This is a genomic window from Humidesulfovibrio sp. (assembly GCF_031082295.1).
GTDB lineage: Bacteria > Desulfobacterota > Desulfovibrionia > Desulfovibrionales > Desulfovibrionaceae > Humidesulfovibrio.
The window spans coordinates 14,902-38,032 of sequence record NZ_JAVHLD010000015.1 but is presented as its reverse complement, the minus strand read 5'-3'; the positions used below and the strand labels follow the sequence as shown (position 1 = coordinate 38,032).

22 protein-coding genes, 1 tRNA gene and 1 pseudogene are annotated in these 23,131 nt (G+C 66.4%); 9 read left to right on the top strand and 15 right to left on the bottom strand.

Annotated elements, in window-relative coordinates; all coding sequences use genetic code 11:
- Positions 1-285: 285 nt before the first annotated feature.
- The 6 genes and pseudogenes from RDU24_RS09600 to RDU24_RS16070 form a co-directional block, all read right to left on the bottom strand.
- Positions 286-1,308: a hypothetical protein gene (locus RDU24_RS09600; RefSeq protein WP_308735529.1), complete on the bottom strand. Its 1,023-nt coding sequence runs from the start codon at positions 1,306-1,308 to the stop codon at positions 286-288.
- Positions 1,309-1,325: 17 nt separating this feature from the next.
- On the bottom strand, positions 1,326-1,559 hold the full coding sequence (locus tag RDU24_RS09595; RefSeq protein ID WP_308735528.1) for an acyl carrier protein: 234 nt from the start codon (positions 1,557-1,559) through the stop codon (positions 1,326-1,328).
- A 48-nt stretch (positions 1,560-1,607) separates the two neighbouring features.
- Positions 1,608-3,116 carry a class I adenylate-forming enzyme family protein gene (locus tag RDU24_RS09590; RefSeq protein ID WP_308735527.1) on the bottom strand — a complete coding sequence of 503 codons (1,509 nt, stop codon included), beginning with the start codon at positions 3,114-3,116 and terminating at the stop codon, positions 1,608-1,610.
- 214 nt (positions 3,117-3,330) lie between these two features.
- Positions 3,331-3,762, bottom strand: a complete 432-nt coding sequence (locus tag RDU24_RS09585; protein WP_308735526.1) for a (deoxy)nucleoside triphosphate pyrophosphohydrolase — start codon at positions 3,760-3,762, stop codon at positions 3,331-3,333.
- Positions 3,755-5,104 (bottom strand): ATP-binding cassette domain-containing protein, encoded by a 1,350-nt coding sequence (locus RDU24_RS09580; protein ID WP_441319111.1) that lies wholly within the window; start codon positions 5,102-5,104, stop codon positions 3,755-3,757. The genes RDU24_RS09585 and RDU24_RS09580 overlap by 8 nt, the downstream gene beginning before the upstream one ends.
- 153 nt (positions 5,105-5,257) lie before the next feature.
- Positions 5,258-5,800, bottom strand: a pseudogene (locus RDU24_RS16070) (ATP-binding cassette domain-containing protein); the annotation flags it as partial.
- A 107-nt stretch (positions 5,801-5,907) separates the two neighbouring features.
- Between RDU24_RS16070 and RDU24_RS09575 the strand changes: the two are divergent.
- From RDU24_RS09575 to tsaA, 4 genes are all read left to right on the top strand, one after another.
- Positions 5,908-6,174 carry a GIY-YIG nuclease family protein gene (locus RDU24_RS09575; protein WP_308735524.1) on the top strand — a complete coding sequence of 89 codons (267 nt, stop codon included), beginning with the start codon at positions 5,908-5,910 and terminating at the stop codon, positions 6,172-6,174.
- Positions 6,171-7,145: a radical SAM protein gene (locus RDU24_RS09570; protein ID WP_308735523.1), complete on the top strand. Its 975-nt coding sequence runs from the start codon at positions 6,171-6,173 to the stop codon at positions 7,143-7,145. Before RDU24_RS09575 ends, RDU24_RS09570 begins: the two co-directional genes overlap by 4 nt.
- Positions 7,146-7,224: 79 nt before the next feature.
- Positions 7,225-8,211: a thiamine-phosphate kinase gene (gene thiL, locus RDU24_RS09565; protein ID WP_308735522.1), complete on the top strand. Its 987-nt coding sequence runs from the start codon at positions 7,225-7,227 to the stop codon at positions 8,209-8,211.
- Positions 8,212-8,240: 29 nt separating this feature from the next.
- On the top strand, positions 8,241-8,636 hold the full coding sequence (gene tsaA / locus RDU24_RS09560; RefSeq protein WP_308735521.1) for a tRNA (N6-threonylcarbamoyladenosine(37)-N6)-methyltransferase TrmO: 396 nt from the start codon (positions 8,241-8,243) through the stop codon (positions 8,634-8,636).
- Positions 8,637-8,642: 6 nt separating this feature from the next.
- Here the strand turns inward: tsaA and RDU24_RS09555 are convergent, their stop codons facing one another.
- The 7 genes from RDU24_RS09555 to nrfH all read right to left on the bottom strand — a co-directional run bounded on the left by RDU24_RS09555 (position 8,643) and on the right by nrfH (position 13,238).
- On the bottom strand, positions 8,643-8,822 hold the full coding sequence (locus tag RDU24_RS09555) for a hypothetical protein (RefSeq protein ID WP_308735520.1): 180 nt from the start codon (positions 8,820-8,822) through the stop codon (positions 8,643-8,645).
- A gap of 131 nt (positions 8,823-8,953) precedes the next feature.
- Positions 8,954-9,085 (bottom strand): hypothetical protein, encoded by a 132-nt coding sequence (locus RDU24_RS09550; protein WP_308735519.1) that lies wholly within the window; start codon positions 9,083-9,085, stop codon positions 8,954-8,956.
- On the bottom strand, positions 9,082-10,026 hold the full coding sequence (locus tag RDU24_RS09545; RefSeq protein WP_308735518.1) for a radical SAM protein: 945 nt from the start codon (positions 10,024-10,026) through the stop codon (positions 9,082-9,084). The genes RDU24_RS09550 and RDU24_RS09545 overlap by 4 nt, the downstream gene beginning before the upstream one ends.
- 211 nt (positions 10,027-10,237) lie before the next feature.
- A complete protein-coding gene (locus RDU24_RS09540; RefSeq protein WP_308735517.1) occupies positions 10,238-10,531 on the bottom strand; it encodes a hypothetical protein in 294 nt (97 codons plus the stop codon).
- A 100-nt stretch (positions 10,532-10,631) separates the two neighbouring features.
- A complete protein-coding gene (locus RDU24_RS09535; RefSeq protein ID WP_308735516.1) occupies positions 10,632-11,120 on the bottom strand; it encodes a hypothetical protein in 489 nt (162 codons plus the stop codon).
- 112 nt (positions 11,121-11,232) lie between these two features.
- Positions 11,233-12,705, bottom strand: coding sequence for an ammonia-forming cytochrome c nitrite reductase subunit c552 (locus tag RDU24_RS09530; RefSeq protein ID WP_308735515.1), 1,473 nt, complete (start codon positions 12,703-12,705; stop codon positions 11,233-11,235).
- Between the two features lie 71 nt (positions 12,706-12,776).
- Complete coding sequence (nrfH, locus tag RDU24_RS09525) at positions 12,777-13,238, bottom strand: cytochrome c nitrite reductase small subunit (protein WP_308735514.1); 462 nt, start codon at positions 13,236-13,238, stop codon at positions 12,777-12,779.
- Between the two features lie 270 nt (positions 13,239-13,508).
- Here nrfH and RDU24_RS09520 point away from each other — a divergent pair, with 270 nt between their 5' ends.
- Positions 13,509-14,618, top strand: coding sequence for a DegT/DnrJ/EryC1/StrS family aminotransferase (locus RDU24_RS09520; protein WP_308735513.1), 1,110 nt, complete (start codon positions 13,509-13,511; stop codon positions 14,616-14,618).
- 101 nt (positions 14,619-14,719) lie between these two features.
- Here RDU24_RS09520 and RDU24_RS09515 read toward each other — a convergent pair whose 3' ends face one another.
- Positions 14,720-15,877: a SufB/SufD family protein gene (locus RDU24_RS09515; RefSeq protein ID WP_308735512.1), complete on the bottom strand. Its 1,158-nt coding sequence runs from the start codon at positions 15,875-15,877 to the stop codon at positions 14,720-14,722.
- A complete protein-coding gene (locus tag RDU24_RS09510; RefSeq protein ID WP_308735511.1) occupies positions 15,874-16,677 on the bottom strand; it encodes an ABC transporter ATP-binding protein in 804 nt (267 codons plus the stop codon). The genes RDU24_RS09515 and RDU24_RS09510 overlap by 4 nt, the downstream gene beginning before the upstream one ends.
- A gap of 173 nt (positions 16,678-16,850) precedes the next feature.
- Between RDU24_RS09510 and RDU24_RS09505 the strand changes: the two genes are divergently transcribed.
- From RDU24_RS09505 to RDU24_RS09490, 4 genes are all read left to right on the top strand, one after another.
- Entirely contained in the window at positions 16,851-17,639 is a 789-nt protein-coding gene (locus tag RDU24_RS09505) for a Smr/MutS family protein (protein ID WP_308735510.1), read from the top strand.
- A 71-nt stretch (positions 17,640-17,710) separates the two neighbouring features.
- Positions 17,711-17,804, top strand: a tRNA-Ser gene (locus RDU24_RS09500).
- Positions 17,805-17,906: 102 nt separating this feature from the next.
- Positions 17,907-19,568 carry a DUF6538 domain-containing protein gene (locus tag RDU24_RS09495; protein ID WP_308735509.1) on the top strand — a complete coding sequence of 554 codons (1,662 nt, stop codon included), beginning with the start codon at positions 17,907-17,909 and terminating at the stop codon, positions 19,566-19,568.
- Between the two features lie 110 nt (positions 19,569-19,678).
- Positions 19,679-22,873 carry a PEP/pyruvate-binding domain-containing protein gene (locus RDU24_RS09490; RefSeq protein WP_308735508.1) on the top strand — a complete coding sequence of 1,065 codons (3,195 nt, stop codon included), beginning with the start codon at positions 19,679-19,681 and terminating at the stop codon, positions 22,871-22,873.
- Positions 22,874-23,131: the final 258 nt, after the last annotated feature.

Genomic DNA, 23,131 nt, shown 5'->3' with positions numbered 1-23,131 from the left:
GTTGCCGCGCCATGATGATCGAAAGGATTCACTCCGGGGTGGGCGCAGAAACTAGGCCTGTATCCTTTCTTGACCCGGCCCGCAACGGTTGCGCCAGGATTCACAATGTTCGGGTGAGGATTTGGCACAAGCCTGCGCCGCCAGAGAAGCTTAAGCCCCTTGGGATAGCGCGGGGCGCGGCAATGCACGGCACAGGAGGGGAACCCGGGCCGAACATTTCTGTTTGAGAGTTGCGGAGCAGGACAGGGGCTCTGGCCGGTTGCGATGGGCTCAACCGGCCAGGGGCTACAGGGCGGGCTCCGCCAAGGTCATGGCCTGAATCTCGCGCGCGCGGTCAGAGTAGAGGTTGATGCGCTCCACCGCGGGAGGGTCCAGAAGCTTCTGCATGAGCAGGGCGTCGTCGTCGAACCAGCGCGGCATGAGCCCCCCCAGCCGGTAGCCGTTGCGGGCCAGCGGCCAGGCCCCGGCCGCCGCGCTGGGCTCGGCCAGGTTCAGGAACCACTGGAAGACGCGGCAGCCCTGCTCCGCCGCCGCGGCCTCGGCCTGGCGCATGGCCGCCGCGCCGTCGCCGGACAGGCTGTACACGTTGCCGCGCATGACCCCGGCGTGGGCGAAGGTCTGGACTTCCAGGCGCGTCGCCTGCGCGGCCAGGGACTCCTCCCCCAGCGCCACCACCTCGCGGTCAAGCTCCGCCCAGGCCAGAAGCTTGCCCAGCTCCCCGGCGCAGAACGCCGGGGCATGCAGCGTGCGCCTGCGGTCGCGGATGTTGCGGAATACGGCCAGGCAGGAGATGCGGCCCGAGCCGCCCCCCGGCATGAGCTCCAGTTCCAGGGCCACCTCCCTGAAGCCGAACAGGGCGCTGGAGTGCTGGGTGATGATGGTGTCGCACACGGCCTCGCCGTACACCGCCTCGACCGACGGCAGCGAGTTCATCAGGTCCATGAGTTCGGTGGTCAGGTGGAACAGGATGAGCGAGCCGCGATACGCCGGGTGCACCATGCCCAGCCCGAACTCCAGCAACCCGGCGAAGGGCGGGGAGGAGCGGTACAACGCCGCGAACCCGATGACCTCCCCCCCCGCCAGGCGGGCCACCACCGGATACAGCGCGCCCTCTGCCACCGCGCCGCGCACGGCGTCGGGGATGTAGTACATGTCGACGGGGTAGGCGTCCTGATAGACCCTGTAGAACAGGTCGCACACGGCCTCGGCGTCTTCCGGCCGGAAGGCCTCCACCACGTAGACAAGCCCCGGCTGAACGGTGTCCGGCTGCTGGCTGAGCCGGGCCAGGGCCTCCGCGCGTGTCGTCATGTTGTCTGCAGCCCCTGCTAGCGGGCCTTGTTGACGAAGGCCAGGACGTCGTTGAGCGTCTTCAGCTTCAACCCTTCCTCGACGCTGACCTTCACGCCGAAGGCGTTCTGCATGGCCACGGCCATGGCCGTCATGGCGAGGGAATCAACGCCCTGGGCGGCCAGCGGCTTGGCCGGGTCGAGCTTGGCCAGGACATCAGCGGGAATGGCGAAAGCGAAGGTCTTCTTGAGGTCTTCCAGTGTTGCCGACATGAAATGCTCCTTGCGTCTCAGGTTTGTTCACGATCGAGAAAGCGCGCATCAACCGTTTGAGGCCTCCCGCCGCAGGACGAACCGCTGGATCTTCCCGCTGGCCGTCATGGGCAGGGAGGCGTGAAAAACTATGTCCGTGGGGACCATGTAGTCGGGCAGCGACTCCAGGGCGTGGCGCCGCAGGGACTCCACCAGCTCCTGCCCGGCCTCCCGCCCCTGCTTCGGCACCACATGCGCCCGCACCAGGGTGAAGGCGCCCACGTCGCCTCCGGTGACGGCGCACTGGGCAACGTCGGGGTGCGAGAGCAGCGCGTTCTCCACCCGCATGGGCGAAACCCACAGCCCGCCCGCCTTGAACATGTCGTCCATGCGGCCCATGATAGTGAACAGGCCGTCGCGCTCCACGCCCATGTCGCCGGTGAGCAGCAGCCCGTCGGCGGTGAATATCCGGCGCGTCCATTCCGGCGCGTTGTGGTAGCCGCGTGTGACCGAGGCCCCGCGCACGGCGATCTGTCCGGGCACGCCGGACGGGACCGGGCGGTGGTTTTCGTCCAGAACGCACGCCTGATAGGGCTTAAGCACCCGTCCCGCCGTGCCGGGCACGATGTCCGGCGGGCGGCTGCCGATGATGAAGGTCATCGTCTCCGTTGAGCCGTAGCCCTGCCAGATTTCCAAACCCGTTTTTGCGCGCCAGCTCTCGAACACGGCTCCGGGCAGGGCCTCGCCCGCGGCGAAGCACAGCCGCACCTGCCCAAGTCCCGCGGGGGAAGCGCCCTCCGGGGAATCCATGGCCAGCAGCAGCATGGTGAACAGGACAGGCACGGACAGGAAGACCGTGACCTTCTCCTCCGCGAACAGCCGCAGGGTGTTCTCCGGGGTGGGCTTGTCCGGGTCGAGCACCACCGTGGCGCCGACCTGAAGCGGCATGATGAGCGAGGAGAACATGCCGTAGGCGTGGCCGATCTTGGCGGAGCACAAGAGGACATCGTCCTGCCTAATGCCGAAGAAATTCCCCATGCACTCGCCCACGACGAAAAAGTCCTCGTGGCGGTGGGGCACGACCTTGGGGTGGCCCGTGGTGCCGGAGGTGACGAAAAACACGCCGACGTCGTCCAGCCCGGAGGGATGCGCAACCACGGGGGCAACGTCTTGCAGCAGCGGCTCAAGGCTGTGGTCATCCAGGACCAGGGCGGGCACGCCGGCTTCGGCGGCGGCGTCCAGGGCCTCGTGCCCGGCGGAAACGATGACCAGCGCGGGTTCGATGTCCGCGAGGCACTCGGCATAATCCTGGCGGCGCAGGCGGCTGTTCAGCGGGGCGGGAACCATGCCCCCCAGCATGCAGCCGAGAAAGCTCGCCAGGAGGGAAAAGCTGTCCGGCAGGACCAGGAGCACCTTGCCGCCGGGCTCGACGCCCCGCTGGCGCAGCAGGCCGCCCATGGCCTTGGACAGCCGCACCAGCTCGGCATAGGTGAGGCTCCTGCCCTCGCAGCGCGCGGCGATGCGCTCCGACCAAAGGGGGGCCTTTTCCAGCAAAAGGTGCGCGGCATAGTTGCTCATGCAAGACTGCCTTCGGGTTGGCGTTGGCGGGCAACGAGTGAAAAGGATTGTCATATACTTGGACGAAAGAAGGATAAGAGTCAATGCGCGAGGATTTTTGATGCGCGTCTGGAGGACTCTTCTTCAGGAGGCCATGCGCGCAGCAGCCCGCCAAGGGGCTTGCCCTGGGCGTGGCGGCCGCCTCGGCGCTGGCCGGGGGGGGTATTCAGCGGGATTACTTCAGGGGTGGCGGCCACGCGAGCGCGGGCACGATGTCCGCGTTGGCGGGCAGGAAGATGGACACGTCGGCCTGGCCCGGCGTGAACCAGGCGAAGCGCTGGCCCTCCAGCGGCACGACCTCGCCGGTGAATCGCGTGACGTGGAAAAAGTGCAGGCGCACCGGCCCCTGCGGGTACACGAAGCGCTTCTCGCGCCAGAACACGAGCTCGGTGGAGGTGAAGGACAACTCTTCCTCAAGCTCGCGGATGAGGGCGTCGGCCAGAGACTCGCCGGGTTCCACCTTGCCGCCGGGGAACTCCCACCAACCAGCGTGGGCCTTGCCCTTCGGGCGCTCGACGGCAAGAAACCGCCCATCTCGCCAGACAACCCCCGCCACGACCTCAAGATCGGGCCTGGGGTCTGGCTTCAGGCCGGGCGCGCTACTCACCGAAGGCCTCCATCTCGGCATCCATTTTCGCCTGGAGCGCGGCCATGTCGGCCTCCAGCTCGCCCATGCGCTCCATGAGCCTCTCGGCCCAATCGCTGACCTCGCGGTACTGGTTGTTCACCGCGATGGCCTCGCCGCCGCTCTCGTAGGTGGCGGGGTCGTTCATCTTGGCCTCCAGCTCGCCCTGCTCAAGCAGCACGCGCTCAAGGTCCTGCTCGCACTTGGCGTACTCCTCGCGCAGGGGCTTGAGCTTGCGCGAGTAGGCGTTGCGCAGCTCGGCCTGACGGCGCTTGTCCTCCTTGGACAGGCGCTTGCCACCCTGCGCCTCGTCGGCCTCGCCCCCGGAGGCCGCCGCAACCGGCGCACCGTCCGGCTTGCGGGCGTCACGGCGCGACTCCAGCTTGGCCTCGGTCAGCGCGACGCGGCGCTTGGCGTCGTAGTCCTCGAACCCTTCGTGGCGCTGGGTCAGCCCGTCCGGGCCAAGCGTCCAGACCTCCTCGGCCACCTCGGCCATGAGGTGGCGGTCGTGCGCCACCATGAGCAGCGTGCCCTCGTAGTCCTTGAGCGCGGCCACAAGGCCCTCGCGGGTCTCAAGGTCCAGGTGGTTGGTGGGCTCGTCGAGGATGAGGAAATTGCAGCGGCCCATGAACAGGCTGGCCAGCACCAGCCTGCCCTTCTCGCCGCCGGAGAGCGCGGCCACCGGGCGCTCGAAGTACTTCTCGCCCAGCAGGAACAGGCCCAGCACGCCCATGAGCTGCTCTTCGGTGCTTCTGGGATCGGAGAGGCGGCGCATCTCGCCGATGACCGTGCCCGTGGAGCGCAGGATCTCCTGCGCATGCTGGCTGAAGTAGCCCATCTGGGTGTTGGAGCCAAGCTTGGCGTAGCCCTTGGTGGGCGTGTTCACCCCGGCCAGGACCTTCAGCAGCGAGGACTTGCCCTTGCCGTTGGGCGCCACCAGGGCGATCTTCTTGCCGCGGAAGATCTGGAAGTTCAGCCCGCTGAAGACCTTTTTCTCCGGGCGGTCGGGGTAGGCGTACTCCAGGTCCACCACATTCAGCACGACCTTGTCGCCGCGCCCCGGCTCCGGCAGGCGGAACGACAGCCTGCGGCCAGGCCGTGCCGAGAGCTGCTCGTCCTTGAGCTTGGTCAGCTCCTCCTTGAGCTTGTCCACCTTCTTGAGCTTGCTTTGGGCCTGGGCGGCCTTGCGCGCCTTGACCCGGAAGCGGCTGACGAAGGTCTCCTCGTGGTCGATGCGGGCGGCCAGCTTGGCGGCCTCGCGCTCACGCTGGTCGGCGTTCTCCTCCATCCAGGCCACGAACTGGCTGAACGAACCGGCGCGCACCACGGGGCGGTTCAGGCCCAGCACCAGCACGTGGGTTCCCACGCGCTCCAAAAACACCCGGTCGTGGGCCACGAAAATCAGCGTGCCCTTGAAATTCAGGAGGTAGTCCTCCAGCCACTCCACCGCCTCCAGGTCCAGGTGGTTGGTGGGCTCGTCCAGCAGCAGGATGTCCGCCCCCTGCAGCAGCACGCGCGCCAGCTTGGCCCGCTCGCGCCAGCCGCCGGAGAGCGTCTCCAGCCTGCGGGCCAGCTTCTCGTCCTTGAAGCCCAGGCCGGAGAGGATGGCCCTGGCCCTGTGCTCCGGGTTGTAGCCGTACTGCTCCTCGAACCGGGCCTGGCGCTCGGCCAGCTTCTTCAGCCTGGCCTCGTCGCGCTCCTCGGCGGCATGCTCCCACTCGCGCCAGAAGTCGCGCCAGTTGGGCAGCACGGAGAGCACCCAACCCAAAAGCGGCTCGACGAGATCGGCCTGCGACAGCTCCTGGGCCACGTAGCCCAGGCGCGCGCCCTTGCTCATGACCACGCTGCCGCCGTCGGGCTCGGTGCGCCCGGCCAGCACGCGCAGAAGCGTACTCTTGCCGGAGCCGTTTGGACCGGCCACGGCCAGGCGCATGCCCGGCAGGGCCTCGAAGGAGAGGTTGCGGAACAGCTCCTCGCCCCCGTAGGATTTCGCGACATTCTGGACGGTGATCTTGGACAAAGCTTTCAGCCTCCGGTTGCCGCCCTGTTTTCAAGCGGGCGGCGTGGAGGACGTATATCGCCTCACGCGGCCTTGGCAAGTGCCATGATGGGGGCTATCATCGCCACATGCCCAACTGGTCCGCGTACCTGCTCTCCTGCGCCGACGGCACGCTCTACTGCGGCGTGACCACGGACCTCGCCCGCCGCCTGGCCGAGCACAACGCCGGCACGGCCTCCAAATACACCCGCGCGCGCCTGCCCGTGGCGCTCATGGCCTCCGCCCCCTGCGAGGACAAGGGCGCGGCCCTGCGCCTGGAGCTGGCGGTGAAGAAGCGCCCGCGCGCCGCCAAGCTGGCCTTTCTGCTGGCGCAACCTGGGGCGCTGCCGGCATGAGCGGGAACAGCCTCGAGGCCTGCCGCATCTGTCCGCGCGCCTGCGGCGTCGACCGTACCCGAAAGCCCGGCCTGTGCGGCATGGGCGCGACCGTGCGCGTGGCCCTGGCGCAGTTGCACGTCGGCGAGGAGCCGGTGCTGAGCGGCACGACCTCCCTTGCGCCGCAGGAGGCCAGGGGCAGCGGCACCATCTTCTTCTGCGGCTGTTCGCTGCGCTGCGTCTACTGCCAGAACCACGACATCTGCCTTGGCGGCCCCGAGTGTGCCGACAAGGAGGGTGACGGCCCAAATGGAGTCGGCCCGAATGGCGGCGGCCCGGGGCATGACCTGAGCGTGGACGACTTGACGGCCCTGATGCTCGAACTGGAGCTGGCGGGCGCGCACAACGTGAACCTGGTCACGCCCACGCACTTCACGCCGCCGCTGCGCGAGGCCCTCACCCTCGCCAGGAACAGCGGGCTCACCATCCCCGTGGTCTGGAACTCCAGCGCCTACGAGACAGTGGAGTCCCTGCGCAGCCTGGAAGGCCTGGTGGACATCTTTCTCCCCGACCTGCGCTACATGGACGCCACCGCCGCCGCCCGCTACTCCGCCGCGCCGGACTATCCCGAGGTGGCCACCGCGGCCATCGCCGAGATGCACCGCCAGGTGGGTCGGCTCGTGGTCGAGGACGGCATCGCCCGGCGCGGGCTGCTCATCCGCCTGCTGGTGCTGCCGGGCAACGCGGGGCGCGCGGACCTGGCCCTGGACTGGATCGCCGAGAATCTGGGCACAGACACGGCCGTCAGCCTCATGGGCCAGTACTATCCGGCCCACCGCGCCAGCGAGTTTCCCGAGATCAACCGCTGCCTCAAGCCCATCGAATACGCGGCCGTGCGCCGCCACATGGAGCGCCTGGGCTTTTCCGACGGCTTCGTGCAGGAGGTGGGCTCCAGCGCCGCCTTCACCCCGGACTTCCGCCGGGGCGGCTGAACCGCGCCTCGCGGTCAAGGCCCTCCGGGCATCGACGGCGCGGGCAGAATCTGGCAAGAGATGCGCAGAGGAGACATGCATGCCGACCTCCGAACAGGACTTTCTCGCGGCCATCGACCGCCACTTCCCCAACCAGGCCGAGGGCATCCTCCTTGGCCGTGGCGACGACTGCGCCATCCTCGACATGCAGGGGGGCGCCCTTGGCCCGCTGTGCGTGAGCACCGACCTGTTCGTTGAGGGCGCGCACTTCCGGCGCTCGTACTTCTCCCCCGCCGACATCGGCCACAAGGCGCTGGCCGCGGCCGCAAGCGACCTCGCCGCCATGGGCGCGGCCCCGATTGCCTGCGCGCTGTCACTGGTCCTGCCCCCCGATGGACCGGGAGGCGTGGACGACGCGTTTCTGGACGAGATGCTGGCGGGCATGGCCGCGCTGTCGAATCGCCTGGGCCTGCCCCTGGCGGGCGGAGACCTGAGCCGAGGCCCGGCGCTCATCCTCGACCTCTGCGTGTTCGGGCGGCCCGGCCCGTCCGGAACGCTGCTGCGGCGCGGCACCGTGCGCCCCGGCGACGAGCTTGTGCTGGTGGGCGAGGCGGGACTGGCCAGGGCTGGCCTGCTGGCGCTGGAGGCAACCGGCCGCGCCGCCTGCGAGGCCATGCCCGCCGCCACCGCCGCGCACCTGCGGCCCGAGCCGCGCCTGGACGACGGACAGCTCCTGGCTGGCCTGCCGGGCGTGCGCGCGCTCATGGACGTTTCCGACGGCCTGGCCCGCGACCTCCCGCGCCTGGTCGGCCTGGAGTCGGGCCTGGGCGCCGAGCTGAAGCTCTTCGAGCACATGCTGCACCCGGAGGCGCTGGCGTTCTTCTGCGCGCAGGGCCACGGCCCCGTCGAGGCCTTCATGCTCGGCGGCGAGGATTATTCCCTGCTGGCGGGCGTGACCCCTGAGGCCCTTTCCGGCGTGCTCCTGGCGCTGCCCGTCGCCCGGCACATCGGCACTGTGTCGGCCGCGCCCGGCCTGCGCGTCAACGGCGCGGACTTCACCCGCGCGGGCTTCGACCACTTCGGCTGAGAGCTGCGAATCCTTCGGGGGGGGAGGCTATGCAAACCGCCACGCTGACCATCCTGGGCCATGTGCGCTCAAGCCTCAAGCACCGCGACGCCGCGCCGAAATCCGGCGAGGAGGGCGCACCCGAGGCCTGGCTGGAGCTCGACGCGGCCTATGCTCCGGCGCTCCTGGGCCTGGAGGTCGGCAGCCGCATCCTCGTCGTCACCTGGCTGCACCAGGGCGACCGCGGCGTGCTGCAATGCCACCCGCGCGCGGACAAGGCCCGGCCCCTGCGCGGGGTCTTCGCCACGCGCTCGCCGGACAGGCCCAATCCCCTCGGGCTGCATGAGGTCACCATTCTGGAAATCGCCGAACCGGCGAGGCTGCGCGTGTTCCCGCTGGAGGCCATCGACGGCACTCCGGTGGTGGATGTGAAAAACGTGGGCTGAGGGAAGTTACTTTTTGAGCAGTCTCGTGATGACAACCGCAACGGCAACGGCGAGGACGACCAGTATCAGAACCCAGTTGTCCTCAAGAAACACTTGATATTCCGGCTTTCTCGCCCTGTCGATATCCTGCAAGGCCTTCCCGATGACATCCGTCGCGGCCACGCTTATCTGCATAAAATTGTCCACGCCAAGCCCCCTCCCGTTACGATGCGCACGCCCCACGACGGGGCCACTCACCATCGAATTACGCAAATGTCCTGGCGCTGTCGGTGCTCCAGCGAACATTGGCGGACCTGGCAGCGGGGAGTGGTGGCCCGCTATAGGCTGGCGAAGTATTCCTTCGCCCTGGCGGCCAGCTCCGGGTTCTGAATGTGCGCAGCCACCTGGTCGATCACGGGGCGCCCCTGGCGGCAGTTGCGGCAGCAGGGAAGCTCGTTCTCCGTGTTCACGGTCTCGCGCACCTTGCGGCGGAGCGGTGGTTCCAGACCTCGTCGAAGCTGTCGGTGTTGAGGTTCCCGGCCAGGCCTGCGCCGCCGCAGCAAATGGCCACGGAGCCGTCCACGTTCACGGTCATGCTCTGCCAGGGAGCGGCGCAGCGGTGGCTCTCGCACACCGCCTCAGCGTACACCGGCTTGTCGGCAAACAGCGGCGGCACGTTCACCTTCACCCCGAGCATCTTGCCTGCCAGGGCGGCGCGCAGAAACTCCTGGTCCGCCAAATCCGGCTGGAAATACAGGGACTCCCGGGCCATGTCTTCCGTCTCGGCCAGGAGCAGGAACACGTTGACGACCTCCACGCCGATGGCCTTGGCCAGATTGACCAGCGGCACAAGCTCCGAAACGTTCGAGCGCATCGCCACGAAGTTGAACTCCAGCACGGGCAGCTTTGTCCCGCGGGCAGCTTTCAGCTCCGTCAGCAGCCGGATGTTCTGCACAAGCGTATTGAAGTTGCCGCCCGGGCGGATGCGGTTGTAGGTCTCGGCCCTGGCCCCGTCGCAGCTGATCTTCACGATGCCCACCCCGCACTTCAGCAGCATGCGGCGCTGCCGCTCCAGCAGCAGAGAGCCGTTGGTCTGCACCACGGGCTCGCAGCCGCCCTGGTGGCAAAGCTGGAAGAACTGGTCGATGTGCCCGTACAGGAAGGGCTCGCCGCCGGTGATGCACACGTAGTCCGTGTAGGGCAGCGAGCGGCCGATCCGCTCCAGGGCCGCCTGGCTGATCTGCGCGTCCGACTTGTGGTGCTGGGAGCACATGATGCAGCGGAAGTTGCACTTCTCCAGCGCGGTGATGGCCACCAGCGAGGGGTACGACTCCACGCGGCCGATGTTGTGCTTGGCCTCGTGCGAGAGCAGGGCGCGGTTCATTCTCTTCAATTCTGGCAGGGTATGCATGCGCTTCCTTCCTGTTGCGGACCTTCTGGGGGCCGGATAACCCGGCAACTGCTGCAGCCCCACAGGCGAATGCAGTTTTGAGGCCAACGGAAGGCGACGCCCTGCCGGTCGGCAGGGACATGCGCGGAAACACGGGTACAGAAAGCGAAGGGAAAGAATCGACAGGCGGGAAGCGGCGGGCGGATGCGGCGAAGGGGCCGGACAGGGGCCGCTACGCCTGCCCCTTGATGACCAGGCTGATCTTGTTCAGCTCCTTGAGGGCCTTGGCGCGCAGCTCCGTGACCTCGTCGAGCTTGTCCTGGAGCTTGGCCACGTTGCGCCGGGCGAGGTCCTGAATCTTGCTGTGGCGGGGGTCCTTGCTGGTCTTGAAGGCGGGCTTGGCCTTCTCCTCGGCGAGCTCCCGGGTCAGGTGCTTGATCTTCTTCTCAAAGTCCTGGATGCGGGTGCCCAGTTCCTTGCGCCGCAGCTTGAGGGCTTCGGTATTGTCTTTCGGGGGCGTGGGCATGCGGGCACCTTGGGCTGTTGGTGATGGGGGTTGGGATGGCGATAAGTCACCCGCGGGGCGGGGTTTGTCAACTGCGGGAGGAGCGGGGTCTTGCTTCAGGTTATGGTGTCCCCTTACTCGCTGCACCTGGGAGACTTCTTTCAATCTCACTGAGCTGGGTATCCCACCATTCAATTGCCTGGCGAAGCAGTTTTATCGAATCAACGCCCTGGAATGGACCATGTTTCATTGCACAGGAATTCATGTCCACGATCGAATACCAATCGTCACATGTCCAAAGATCTAGCGACCCATCATCATAATTACACTGGTACTCTTTTATTAGAATGTCGCGTTCTTTCTTGATGAAATGCCAGTAAATACTTTGGGGGTCTTTTTTTGAATCATCTATTTGTTTGAATTGAACGTCAATTTTGTGTCCAGCTTCAGATGACTGGTCCCTATCAACATTTCTGAGCACATGGCCAACCGCTCTACACAAAGCAATAGTCGCCAAAAACATGACCCTATACTCTTGCCGCCCCACGGCGTGAGTCAGCCTGTCTAGCGCAAAACGGCAATCATCTAGCACCTGTCGGGCTTTTAGCATGGACCCTCCGAATTGAAATTAAGTATAGCTGACACAGCTCAACAGTCAATTGTAGAAAAGGCCCGCCGCTTGCGCGACGGGCCTTGGTTTTGCCGTTGTCTGAACCGTCAGCCTAGAACTGGTCCTGCAGACCGAAGGGGTCCTTGAACTCCACGCTCTTGTCCCACATGATCTTCTTCTCGCCCCGGTTGTCCAGGTACTTGGCCAGCTCCAGGTCGACCTTGAGCGGCACATCCACGCCAGCCTTGGTCAGCGCCTGGCGCAGCAGACCCTCGGCCTTGCCCGCGAAGGCCACAGAGTCGCCCAGCACACGCATGGCCTCGGACGGGTTGTGGAAGCCCATGGAGTTCTCCGCGCCGATGAACAGCGAGCGGTAGAACGCCTCCTCGTAGTAGTCGCGCGCCTTGTCATACAGCGTCTGGTCGATGGTCTTGCCCTCGGCCTGGGCCTTGTGCGCGGACTCGATGAGCTTGGCCACGGTGGCGGTGGCGTAGCCGGAGCGCAGCATCATGGACGCGGTGCGGTCCTGGATGGTGGTGACCTGCTCCTTGAGCCAGGTTGCAGTCTCGGTGTGGCACTGCATGCAGGCCTTCATGTCGTTCTTGAGCGGGCTCATGACGCGGTGGTCGCTGAACTTCTTCACGCCCTGCTTGGTGTAGGGCATGTGGCAGTCGGCGCAGGCGGCCCCGGCCTTCCAGTGAGTGCTCTTGTTGCTGAACAGCTCGAACTCGGGGTGGCGGATGAAGGCCATCTTGTAGCCGGTGACGTTCTGCTTCCACTCGCGGTAGGAGTCGTCGGAGCGGATGACCTTGACGATATTCTCGATGGTGATGGCGCCCCACTTGCTGCCCTGCCACGGGAAGAACAGGCCGACGGACTTCATCTCCTTGTTCTTGGGCACGTTGTAGGTCACGTGGCACTGGGCGCACACGGCGCTACGCTTCTCCTGGCGGGTCAGGTTCTTCTGGTCCACCTTCATGGCGTCCAGGGCCGCGCCCAGGGTGAACCCGCGCGAGAGCTTGAGGCCCATGTCCTTGTTGTCGTGGCAGTCGATGCAGGCCACGCCGAGCTCCCGGTTCTTCTCCGGGATCATGGCCAGAACTTCCTTGTAGGGCTTGGAGTAGTAGTCCTCGCCCAGCTGCTTCTGGAGCTGCACGGAATAGGGCGACTTGCAGGAGAGGCACACGCCGCCGGACTTCAGGCGGCTGGCGTCGATCTCAAGCTGGTCGCGCACCATGCGCGCGTGGCCCTTGGGCTCGTTGTACTCCACGCCGAAGCCCCAGCCGTTGAACAAGAGCGCCATGTAGGGGTACTCGGCGAGCTTGTCGTAGGTCAGGTGGTCGGCGTCCATGCCACGCTTGTACTTGCTCTTTCCGGCGGGCTCGGGGTCGTTGGTCTTCTTCCAGGTCTCATATTCTTCCGGGTAGGCCTTGCCCCACAGCTCCGGATCGATCTCGCCATCGGGAATGGCGACGGTTTTGACCATCTCCGGCTTGCTGGGCGCACAGCCGTAGGGGATGACCAGGTACGCCAGCGCCAAAGCCACTGTAACGACGAACAGGGTTCCCTTTTTCCTCAAAGCCATGTCGCTCCTCCTCCCGTAAATGCGTTGTTCCCCTGCAACGGAGAAATTTGTGTTCTCATGAGACCGCCCCGCTACTGCGTTTCGATGGCGCCACTGCGCTTGTGCATGATGCGGCGGTGGCAGTCGGTGCAGTTGCGCTCCTGGTTGATCATCTCCACCGTGTCCTCATGGCAGCGGATGCAGTTGGCCTGCACTGTCCTGCGGCCATGCTCGGTGATGCGGATGTCGTCGGGCACGCGCCCGGAGTTGAACACCAGCACGTCCTTCATGCCGTCGATGGACTTCCAGACATAGTGCGACGGGAGGCTGTCATTGGGCAGGTGACAATCCACGCAGACTTTGCGCCGGTGCGCGCCCTGGTGGAACCAGGCCTCGTACTCGGCCTCCATCACGTGGCAGGAGGCGCAGAAGTCCGGGGTTTCCGATTTGGCCAAGAGCTGCGGCGGGCCGACGGCCAGGAACAGCGCCACGGCCAAGGCCACTGCGCCCGCCAGAAGAACAATCCTCAAGCCGCGACGTTTCTCGTCACTCATTCCCCCACCCCTTCAGGCTAAACGTCCCGCCCAGGCGGACCCCTGGACGGCTTCCCCGCAGGCACAAAATGCAACTGTCTGAAATAATTGCACCTGGCAACTGTGCCCACACATTTGTAGCTTACCCTATTTTCTGGCGGATTACTTGACTTAAGTCAAGAGACTTGAACCAGGCGAGAAGAAATTGACTTTGACACATCTTGGCCGCGGTTGCGCCCGGCGCGGACCTGTGGCAAACACGCACGAATCCGTCTCCAAGGAGCTTCCCTCATGCAAATTCCCTTCATGCGCCTGGACCGCCAGTTTGCCAACCACCGCCAGGAATTCATGGACGCTGTGGAAACCGTCTTCACCCACGGCAAGGTGCTGCAGGCCCAGGAAGTGGGCGACCTGGAGGCCCTGGTGGGCGACTATTTCGCCCTGCCCCACGCCGTGGCCGTGGGCTCCGGCACCGACGCGCTCATCCTGGCCATGAAGGCCCTGGGGCTCAAGCCCGGCGGACGCGTGGCCGTGACCAGCCTGTCCTTCGTGGCCTCGGCCTCGGCCATCGTGCACGCCGGGGGCATCCCCGTGTTCGTGGACATCGAGGACGACTATTACATGGCCCGCGAGGACGTGCTGCTCGATTTGGTGAAGTCGGGCAAGGTGGACGGCGTGGTGGCGGTGCACCTCTACGGCCAGATGACCGAGCTTTCCGAGATTTACGCCGAGGCCAAGAAGCGCGGCGTGTTCGTCATCGAGGACGCGGCCCAGGCCCTGGGCGCCACCCGCCACGGCGTCGCGCCCGGCGCGCATTCCGACGTCACCTGCGTCAGCTTCGACCCCACAAAGGTCATCGGCGCGCAAGGCAGCGGCGGCCTGGCCCTGGCGCGCGAGCACCACATCGCCGAGCACCTGCGCCGCCTGCGCTACCACGGCCACGCCGGGCAGCGGGTGTACACCGAGATCGGCCACAACAGCCAGCTGCCCACGGTCCAGGCGGCCATCATCAAGGCCAAGCTGGGGCACGAGGAGGAGTGGCGCCTGCGCCGCCTGGCCATCGCGAGCGCCTTCACCGAGACGCTCCAGCGCCGGGCCGACATCCGCCCGCCCAAGGTGCGCGAGGGCAACACCCACATCTTCCACAAGTACGCCATGACCTTGAAGCAGGGGCGCGACGCGCTGGCCCTGCACCTGAAGAACCGGGGCATCGGCAGCTCGGTGCACTACAGCCTGCCGCTGAACGAGCAGCCCTGCTTCGCGGGCAACCACGAGACCGTGGGCGACATGAGCGTGGTCAAGAAGGCCACGCAGCGCCTGCTGTCCCTGCCCATCTACCCGGAGCTGACGGACAGCGAGGTGAACTACATCTGCGAGGCCCTGCGCGACTTCAAGGGCTAGGTCCCTTCGGGGCTTTCAAGGGTGTTGCGACACCGCCAAACGAAAGCGCCCCCGCAAGTCACCAGGACTCGCGGGGGCGCTTCATGTTGTTGGAAAAGGAGCTACATCGCGTTGGCGTCGATCTGCTCCACCTGCTCCTGGATAGCCTTGGCCAGCGGCCCTTCCAGGCCCATGATGTCGACGTTCAGGAAGCCGCGCACGATGGTGCTGGTGGCCTCGGCCTCGTCCATGCCGCGCGCCATCAGGTACTCGATCTCATCCTGGGCGATCTTGCCCACCGCCGCCTCGTGCGACAGGTCCACGCCCTCCACCGTTGCGTCCAGCTCCGGGATGGCCAGCATCTGCCCGCCGCCCAGGATGAGCCCCTTGCACTCCAGGTGGCCCCGGCACGGCACCGCGTGGCCCGCGATGTGCCCGCGCGCGATGTTGGTGCCGCCGGTGGTGATGGTGCGCGCGATGATCTCGCATCTCGTGTCGGGCGCGTTCATGATGACGCGGTTGCCGGTGTCCACGTAGGAGCCGGCCGGCGTCACGATGATGGAGTTGAACCGGGCGATGGCCCCGCGCCCGTTCAGGTGGATGGCCGGGTACATCTGCAGGTTGCCCACCGGGCTCATGAGCACGTAGTTGCTCTGGAACACGCCGCCCTCTTCCACCACGCCCACGGAGCGCGGGCGCACGGTGGCGTTCTCGCCCCAGTTGTGGACCATGGTGAAGGTCAGCTTGCCGCCCTTCTTGACGTAAAACTCGGTGATGCCCAGGTGCGCGGCGTGGGTCGTGCCGTGGGCCGTGGAGCAGCCGGTGAGGATATGCACCTCGCTGTCCTCTTCCACCACCACGATGTTGTGCACGTTCTGGCCCGCGTTGTCGGCCTTGAGGAACAGGCAGGACTGCACGGGCTTTGTGATCTTCACGCCCGGCTTGGTGCGGATGAAGTAGCCGCCGTGGGTGTTGGCCGCCACGTTCCTGGTGAACTCGTCCTTGTCCTTGTCGACGAGCTTCCAGACGTACTCCGGCAGATTGTCGTAGCGCTTCATGGCCACGTTGAAGTCGAGCAGTTCCAGGCCCGGATCGCGGGACTTGCAGTGGACGGTGCTCTGGTCCATGTGCATGAACACGGCGCTCGCCGCGTCGGAGTCAACGTCCACGCCCGCGTGCAGGATGCGGTGCTTGTCGCTCTCGTCCAGGGTGCGCAGGTCGGCGATCTCGCCGCGCTCGATGCCGGTGAAGGAGAAGTCGTTCAGGTTGACGTCTTTCATGATGCCGTCCTTGTGAGGTCGAGCGGCTGCAAGCCCGAGGGCTCGTTCAGGCACTTGATGCACTCCTGGTAGCCGTAGCTGCGGATGTGCTCCAGGATGTCGCGGGGGCGCGCCTCGCAGCAGAGGTGTCCCTCGTAGAGCACCTGGCCGCGGTCGGCGTTGATGTAGTCGAGGATGTAACCGGTGTGGGTGATGATGAGCCCGCTCGTGCGCAGCTTGCACTTGAGCGGCTTGGCGCAGGCGCCCGGGGGCAGGTCCACCTCGCCGTCCAGCAGGCGGCGCACCACCTTGCCGATGAGCTGCATGTTCTCCAGGTCCACGCCGCTCTCCGGCTCGTCGAAGAGCACGAAGCTGGGCTTCTGGGCCATGAGCTGCAACAGCTCCGAACGCTTGATCTCGCCGCCGGAGAACCCGGCGTTGATGTCGCGCTCAAGGAAATCGACGAAATTGACCTTGGCGGCCAGGGCCTCGGGGTCGACCTCGCGGCCGCGCGCGCACATCTGCACCAGGTGCCGGGTCTTGAGCCCGTGGATGGTGGGCGGACGCTGGAAGCTCATGCCGATGCCCAAGCGGGCGCGCTCGTACATGGGCATGTAGGTGATGTCCTGGCCGCGGAAGGTGATCTTGCCGCCGGTGACGGTGTAGCCCGAGAAGCCCATGAGCGTCATGAGCAGGGACGTCTTGCCGGAGCCGTTGGGGCCGAAAAGAATGAAGGTCTCGCCTTCTTTTATGTGCAGGTCGATGCCGCGCAGCACCTCTCGCTGGCCAATGCTGACGCGCAGATCCTCGATCTTGAGCATGGAAGCCTCGCCTGTGGCCGCCTGGTTTGGGTCCGGTCGCGGACCGGCGGTCGCGGGCTGTTTCCTACCGATTTTGGCGGGCGAAGTCCAGTTGCCCCCCGGCGGCCCACCCTCCCCCGGCGCGCTTTGCTCCCGGGCTGCTTTGTTGTAGAGTGCCTACAGCGAGGCACACCATGGCGAAGAAGCTTTCATCACTGGACGACCTGAAGGACCTGAAGCTGGCGGGCGGCAAGACCAAGACCACGGCTGTGGACCTGGCCCGCATCGCCATGAAGGGCGGAGCTGTGCCGTCCCCGAAGGCTTCCCAGGCCAAGCCTTCCGCACGGCCCGCGCAGCCCGCTCCCGAGCAGGACAGTGGCCCCGGCAACGCGGACGACGCCATGTTCTTCCGGGCCATGCAGGGCATCGCCCCCCTTGCCGGCAGCGGTCGCCAGATCCAGCCGCCCCCGCCGCCGCCCGCCGCTGTCGAGCCGGAGGACGGCGACGACTCCGACGCCAAGCTCATGCGCCTGGCCGCCCAGGGCGCCATCGAGTTCGACCTGGAGCTTTCGGACGAGTACATGCGCGGGTTCGTGCGCGGGCTGGACTCCAAGATCTTCCAGCAGCTCAAGGCCGGGAGCCTGTCCGTCGAGGGGCACCTGGACCTGCACGGGCAGAACGCGGACCAGGCGCACGACGCACTGTTGTTTTTCATGCGCGAGAGCTATCTGGCGGGCAAGCGCGTGGTGCTGGTGATCCCCGGGCGCGGCAAGAACTCGCCGGGGGGCTTGAGCATCCTGCGCGCGGAGATTCAGAGCTGGCTGACGCGCGAGCCGCTGCGGCGTATTGTTCTGGCCTTCTGCACGGCCCAGCCGCGCGACGGCGGCACAGGCGCGCTGTATGTTTTGCTGCGCAAGATCCGCAAGAGCGTGGGCAAGGTCGCCTGGGACAAGCAGATGAACTGGGAGGACCTTGACCGGTAGGCTTGCCAGCGGCCCCTCCACAATGTATACACCGCGTCTCGCAACGGCATCACACCCGCCTTCTCAAGTGCGGAGAGGTAGCGAAGTGGCCGTACCGCGCCCGACTCGAAATCGGGTTACGGACTAATAATCCGTACGTGGGTTCGAATCCCACCCTCTCCGCCATCACACTCCCAAGCCTTCGAGACTCCAAGAAATCCTGATATTCAACAGCTTCTCGCCTTCCAACTGGTACACTTCAGTGGTACACTTGGAGGCATGAAGACTATGCCCATGAAGTGCCCTGGCCTCACCCGCCGGGACAAGAGCACGAACTTCCGGCTGCGCGTCAAGGTGCCTGTTGACCTCCTGGCGCACTACCACCCGAAGAAGGAGCTGACGTTCTCCCTCGGCACCAGCAACCGCGAGGAAGCCTGTGCGAGAGGCACCGCCAAGCGCGGGCAAGTCCTCCAGGAGTTCCAGGCCATCCGAGCCAGGCGGGACGCAGAGGTCCGCACCAGCCTGTCCGAGACGGAGATGGACCGCCTTGGCCTCCTCCTCCAGCACAGCATGTTGAAGGCCGATGACGAGATCAGGATCAGCGGCATGGAGGACTGGCTCTTCGAGCGCCAAGGAGAAGAGCAGGCCCAGCGCCTTGAGACCTACCGCCGCGCCCTGGCCCGTGGCGACATGAGCGTGGTGGCCCCGGTGGTGGAGGACTGGCTGTGGGGCCATGGCATCCAACTGGACCGGGCCAGCCAGGACTTCAAGACCTTAGCCCACCGCTTTCTCAAGGCCCTTGTGACGGCCACGGACAAGCAAGTCCAGCGGCACCAGGGCGAAGTGGTGGACACGCCACCCGATCCCGGCCCCCTGGAGAGCCACGGCAAGACCTCGGCCAAGGTGGGGGGCGAGCTGACGCTGTCCGGCCTCTTCGAGAAGTGGAAGGACGAGAAGCAGCGCACATTGCCGGAGAACACCGTCACCGACTACGCCACCCACGTCCGGCACTTCCAGGAGTTGCACGGCGACCTGCCCTTGCCGGGCATCGCCAAGGCCCACGTCCGTGAGTTCAAAGACGCCATGCTCAAGTGCCCGGCCATCAACCGGCTGCCCAAGCACTACCGGAGCAAGAAGCTCCCAGCCCTGATCAAGCTGGCGGAGAAGGACACGAGCCTCCCGCGCCTGTCCGAGCGTACCATCAACGAGAAGTGCCTCGCGGCTCTGGCCGCCGTGCTGAACTGGGGCGTGAAGAACGGCTACCTGGAGCACAATCCGGCCACGGGCATCAAGGTGGACGTGGGCAAGGTGAAGGAAAAGAAGCGCCTGCCCTACTCCGTGGAAGACCTGAACCTGATCTACCGCTTCCCGATCTTCACCGAGGGCGCGAGGCCCAGGGGCGGCGCAGGCGAGGCGGCCAAGTGGCTGCCCATCCTGGCCCTATTCACAGGGGCGCGCCTCCAGGAGCTGGGCAGGCTTCAGGTGGAGGACGTGCGGACGGACAGGGGGATCACCTACCTGGACCTCACTAGCGCAGGCACCAAAACCACCAGTTCCAAGCGTCGCGTCCCGGTCCACAACGAGCTGGTCCGGCTCGGCTTCCTGGCCTACGTCGAGGAACGCCGCAAGGCCAAGGGCGGCCCGTTGTTCCCGGCCCTCAAGTCCGAGCGCAGCAGCCCCACCGAGGGCTGGACATCCTGGTGGGGCCGCTACTGTCGGAGCAACGGGATCACGGACCCCCGCAAGGTGTTCCACTCCTTCCGCCACACGGTGAAGGATGGCCTGCGGGATTCCGGGGTGCCCTTCGACATCCGCAGCATCCTCCAGGGGCACACCGTGCCGGGCGTAGGCGAGGGCTACGGGCAGGGGTTCGCCCTGCATGTCCTGGCCGAGGCGATGGACAAGCTCCACTACCCCGGCCTGGACCTGGAGCATCTAGTGCCCCAGTGAGCCGGAATCACCGCCCCAAAGGTGCCTTGCCATGAAGTCAGCCATTTGAGAGAAAGGATCATCTCGAACCTTCCGGCACTGCCGCGCCCCACAAACAGGAGAAGTCCTCCATGAGCCTGTTCCGCTTCTTCCGCAAAGAGAATTCCTGTCGTTTCCTCGTGGACCCGGATGGCCGCTTGGCGCAGAAGTATGCCAACTTCAAGGCGCTGCTTGAGAACAACAACGAGGCCCTGGACATCCTGGCCGGGCTGGAACAGCTCTACTACGGCGGCGGCACGTTCAACATGGCCGCTGTGCGCGACGCCTGCCGCAGGCTCTCCGAAACCACAGGAGAACTGGTGGTCATGCTCAACGCCCTGACCGGAAACCGGCACCAGGAGCTGCGCGGGTCTCTGGCCCGCGTGGACGCCGGGCTGGCTCCGCTGTTCGGGGACAGGACCGTGGCGCTGCGCGGCGATGCCCCGCTGGTGCAGCCCCTGTCCGCCGTGGACCCCGGCCAGACGGCCCTGGTGGGCGGCAAGGCCTCGAACCTGGCGACTGTGCGCAACACGCTTGGAATGCCCACGCCGGACGGCTTCGCCGTCACCTCGGCTGCCTTCGCCAGCTTTCTGGACGCAGGGGGCCTGCGCCAGGCCGTGGCCGCGCAGTTGGACCGGGCCTCGCCCTATGACCTGGAAGACCTGGACGCCCGATGCCGAGTGCTGCGCGAACTCGTCATGGCGGCGGAGGTGCCCCAGGCCATTGCGTCTGCCATCCACGCGGAAGTGGACCGGCTGGAGCGCGAGGCCGGTGCCCCGGTGCTCCTGGCCATGCGCAGCAGCGCCGTGGGCGAGGACTCCCAGGCCTCCTTTGCCGGGCAGTACTCCACCGTGCTGAACGTGGGCAAGGGCGGCGTGCTGGACGCCTACAAGACCGTGCTGGCCAGCAAGTACACCCCGGCCGCCATCCTCTACCGCCTGCGCTACGGGCTGGACGAGGCCGACACGCCCATGTGTGTGCTGGGCCTGGTCATGGTCCCCAGCCAGGCCAGCGGCGTGCTCTACACCGCCGACCCCGGCGGCCAGCTGGACCCCGAGGGCGCTCCGGCCCTGCGCATCAACGCCGTGCTGGGCCTGGGCGAACAGCTTGTGAGCGGTCGCGCCACGCCGGACATCTTCGTGCTGGGCCGGTCGCCCCTGCGTATCCTGCACCAGGAGATCAGCCCCAAGGCCGAGCGCCTGGTGGCCCTGGCCGAGGGTGGCACGGCCCTTCAGGCTGTCACCGGGGCAGAGGGCGAACGCTCCTGCGTGTCCGAGGCCACGGTTCTGGACCTGGCTGTCCGCGCCCTGGCCCTGGAGACGCACTTCCGCACCCCGCAAGACGTGGAGTGGGCCGTTGATCCGTCCGGGCGTCTGCTCCTGCTGCAATCGCGCCCCCTGGAGGCGGCGGTCACGGTGGAGGGGCCAGCGGTCAGGCAGGAGGACATTTCCAACCCCGTGCTGCTCCAGGGCGGCAAGGCGGCGGCACCTGGCGCTGCCTCGGGTCCGGCCTTCGTGCTCAACTCCGCAGGACGTGAGTCCATGCCCGAAGGCGCGGTGCTGGTGGTGCGCACGGCTGCGCCCGAGTACGCGGCGCTGCTGGACAAGGCCGCTGGCATCGTCACCGATGTGGGCGGCGTGGCCAGCCACCTGGCCTCCGTGGCCCGCGAACTGGGGCTGCCCGCGCTGTTTGATGCCAGCGACGCCACCACGCGCATCCCCCACGGCCAGACCGTCACCCTCTGGGCCGACGCCGCCACGGTCTATGACGGCGAGGTGGCCGAGCTGGCCCGCACCCGCTCGGGCCGCAGGAGCCACGTCTTTGACAGCCCCATGCACAAGCGCCTGCGCGCCGCCCTGGACCTCATCGCTCCGCTGCACCTCACCGACCCCGAAGCCCCGGACTTCACCCCGGAAGGCTGCCGCACCATCCACGACATCGTGCGCTTCGCCCATGAGAAGTCCATGAAGTCCATGTTCGCCCTGTGCGACGAGGCCGGAAACGAGGCCAACGTGGTCCGGCTCAAGGCAGGCATCCCCCTGGTGCTCTACTGCGTGGACCTGGGCGGCGGCCTCAAGCCGAACCTGACCACCTGCGACGAGGTTGCCATCAGCCATGTGGAGTCCATCCCCATGCTGGCGCTCTGGAGCGGGTTGACCCACCCCGGCGTGTCCTGGGCGGGCGGCGTGGCCCTGAACGCGGGCAACCTCCTCTCGCTCATGGCATCCACCACGACCACGGCCGAGGCTCCGGGAGGGGACAGCTACGCCGTCATCTCGCACGACTACGTGAACCTGAGCGCCAAGTTCGGCTACCACTACGCCAACATCGACGCCCTGTGCGGGAAGGAACCGGGCCAGAGCCATGTGTCCCTGCGCTTCTCCGGCGGCGTTGGCAGCTTCTCGGGGCGGTCCCTGCGCATCAATTTCCTGGCCACGGTGCTGGGGCGGCTGGGCTACGTGGTCAACGTCACCGGCGACTTGTTGGAAGCCAGCCTGAAGGGGTCAGACTGCGCCGCCCTGACGGACGTGCTGGACCAGACGGGCCGCCTGCTGGCCTCCAGCCGCCTGCTGGACGTGGCCATTGGCAACCCCGGCCAGGTGGACGCAATGGTGGAGCGCTTCTTCCAGGGGAATTACGACTTCCTCGGCCAGACCGACCGCAACCGGGTGCCGGGCTTCTATTCCCTGCAAGGCGACTGGAGCCTGGAGACCGGCGGCGAGTCCCCGGTGCTGCGCCAGGACGGCTCCAAGTGGGTGGACGGCCTGTCCGCCGGGGTGGCCAGCCTGGCCGGGAAGTTCATGGGCAAGCGCTACCAGGAGTTCCTGGACGGCATCGAGGCCTACGCCTACTTCCCGCTGGCCGTTGCCCGCGATGTTCAGGCCCGCGACGCCGACCTCCAGGTGGAGGTACTGCCCCAGGCCGGGAGCATAGACAGGGCGGGCGGCCTCGCCTTCGGTCTGAAGAACTCCGGCAACTACTTCGCCTTCCGCGTCAACGCCCTGGAGGACAACGCCGTGCTTTTCGAGTTCGTGGACAACCGAAGGCTGGAGCGGGCCAAGGTCGATCTGCCCGTGGTGGCGGGCCGCTGGACACGCCTGGAAGTGCAGGTGCGCGGGAACAGGATCACCGGCCTCGTGGATGGACAGCCTGTTCTTGAGTACGAGGCCGCCAAGCCAGTGGCCGGATACGTGGGGCTGTGGACCAAGGCGGATTCGGTGACGCAGTTCCGAGACCTCGTATTGACTGCTAGTGGCATCTCCAAGCGACTCCTTGCACCCGAATAGGCCGCAGGCGCCAGGCAACACCATGCCAGGCCTGGACCTGGAGCATCTGGTCCCACGCTGAAACTGGCTTCACCATTTGGCTTCTGCGGCCTCGAAGCGACCTCGGATGACCTAGACTTCATCCCGGCCCTCGAAACGCGCTCTACGAGCTTGCGGCAACCTTTGAGGCTGTAGCGCTTGCGGACGCCTCCGCTGTCCAGACAACTGGGCAGGCAGCGCACACCACCCCCTGTCCACGCACTGGATCAAGTCCACTGC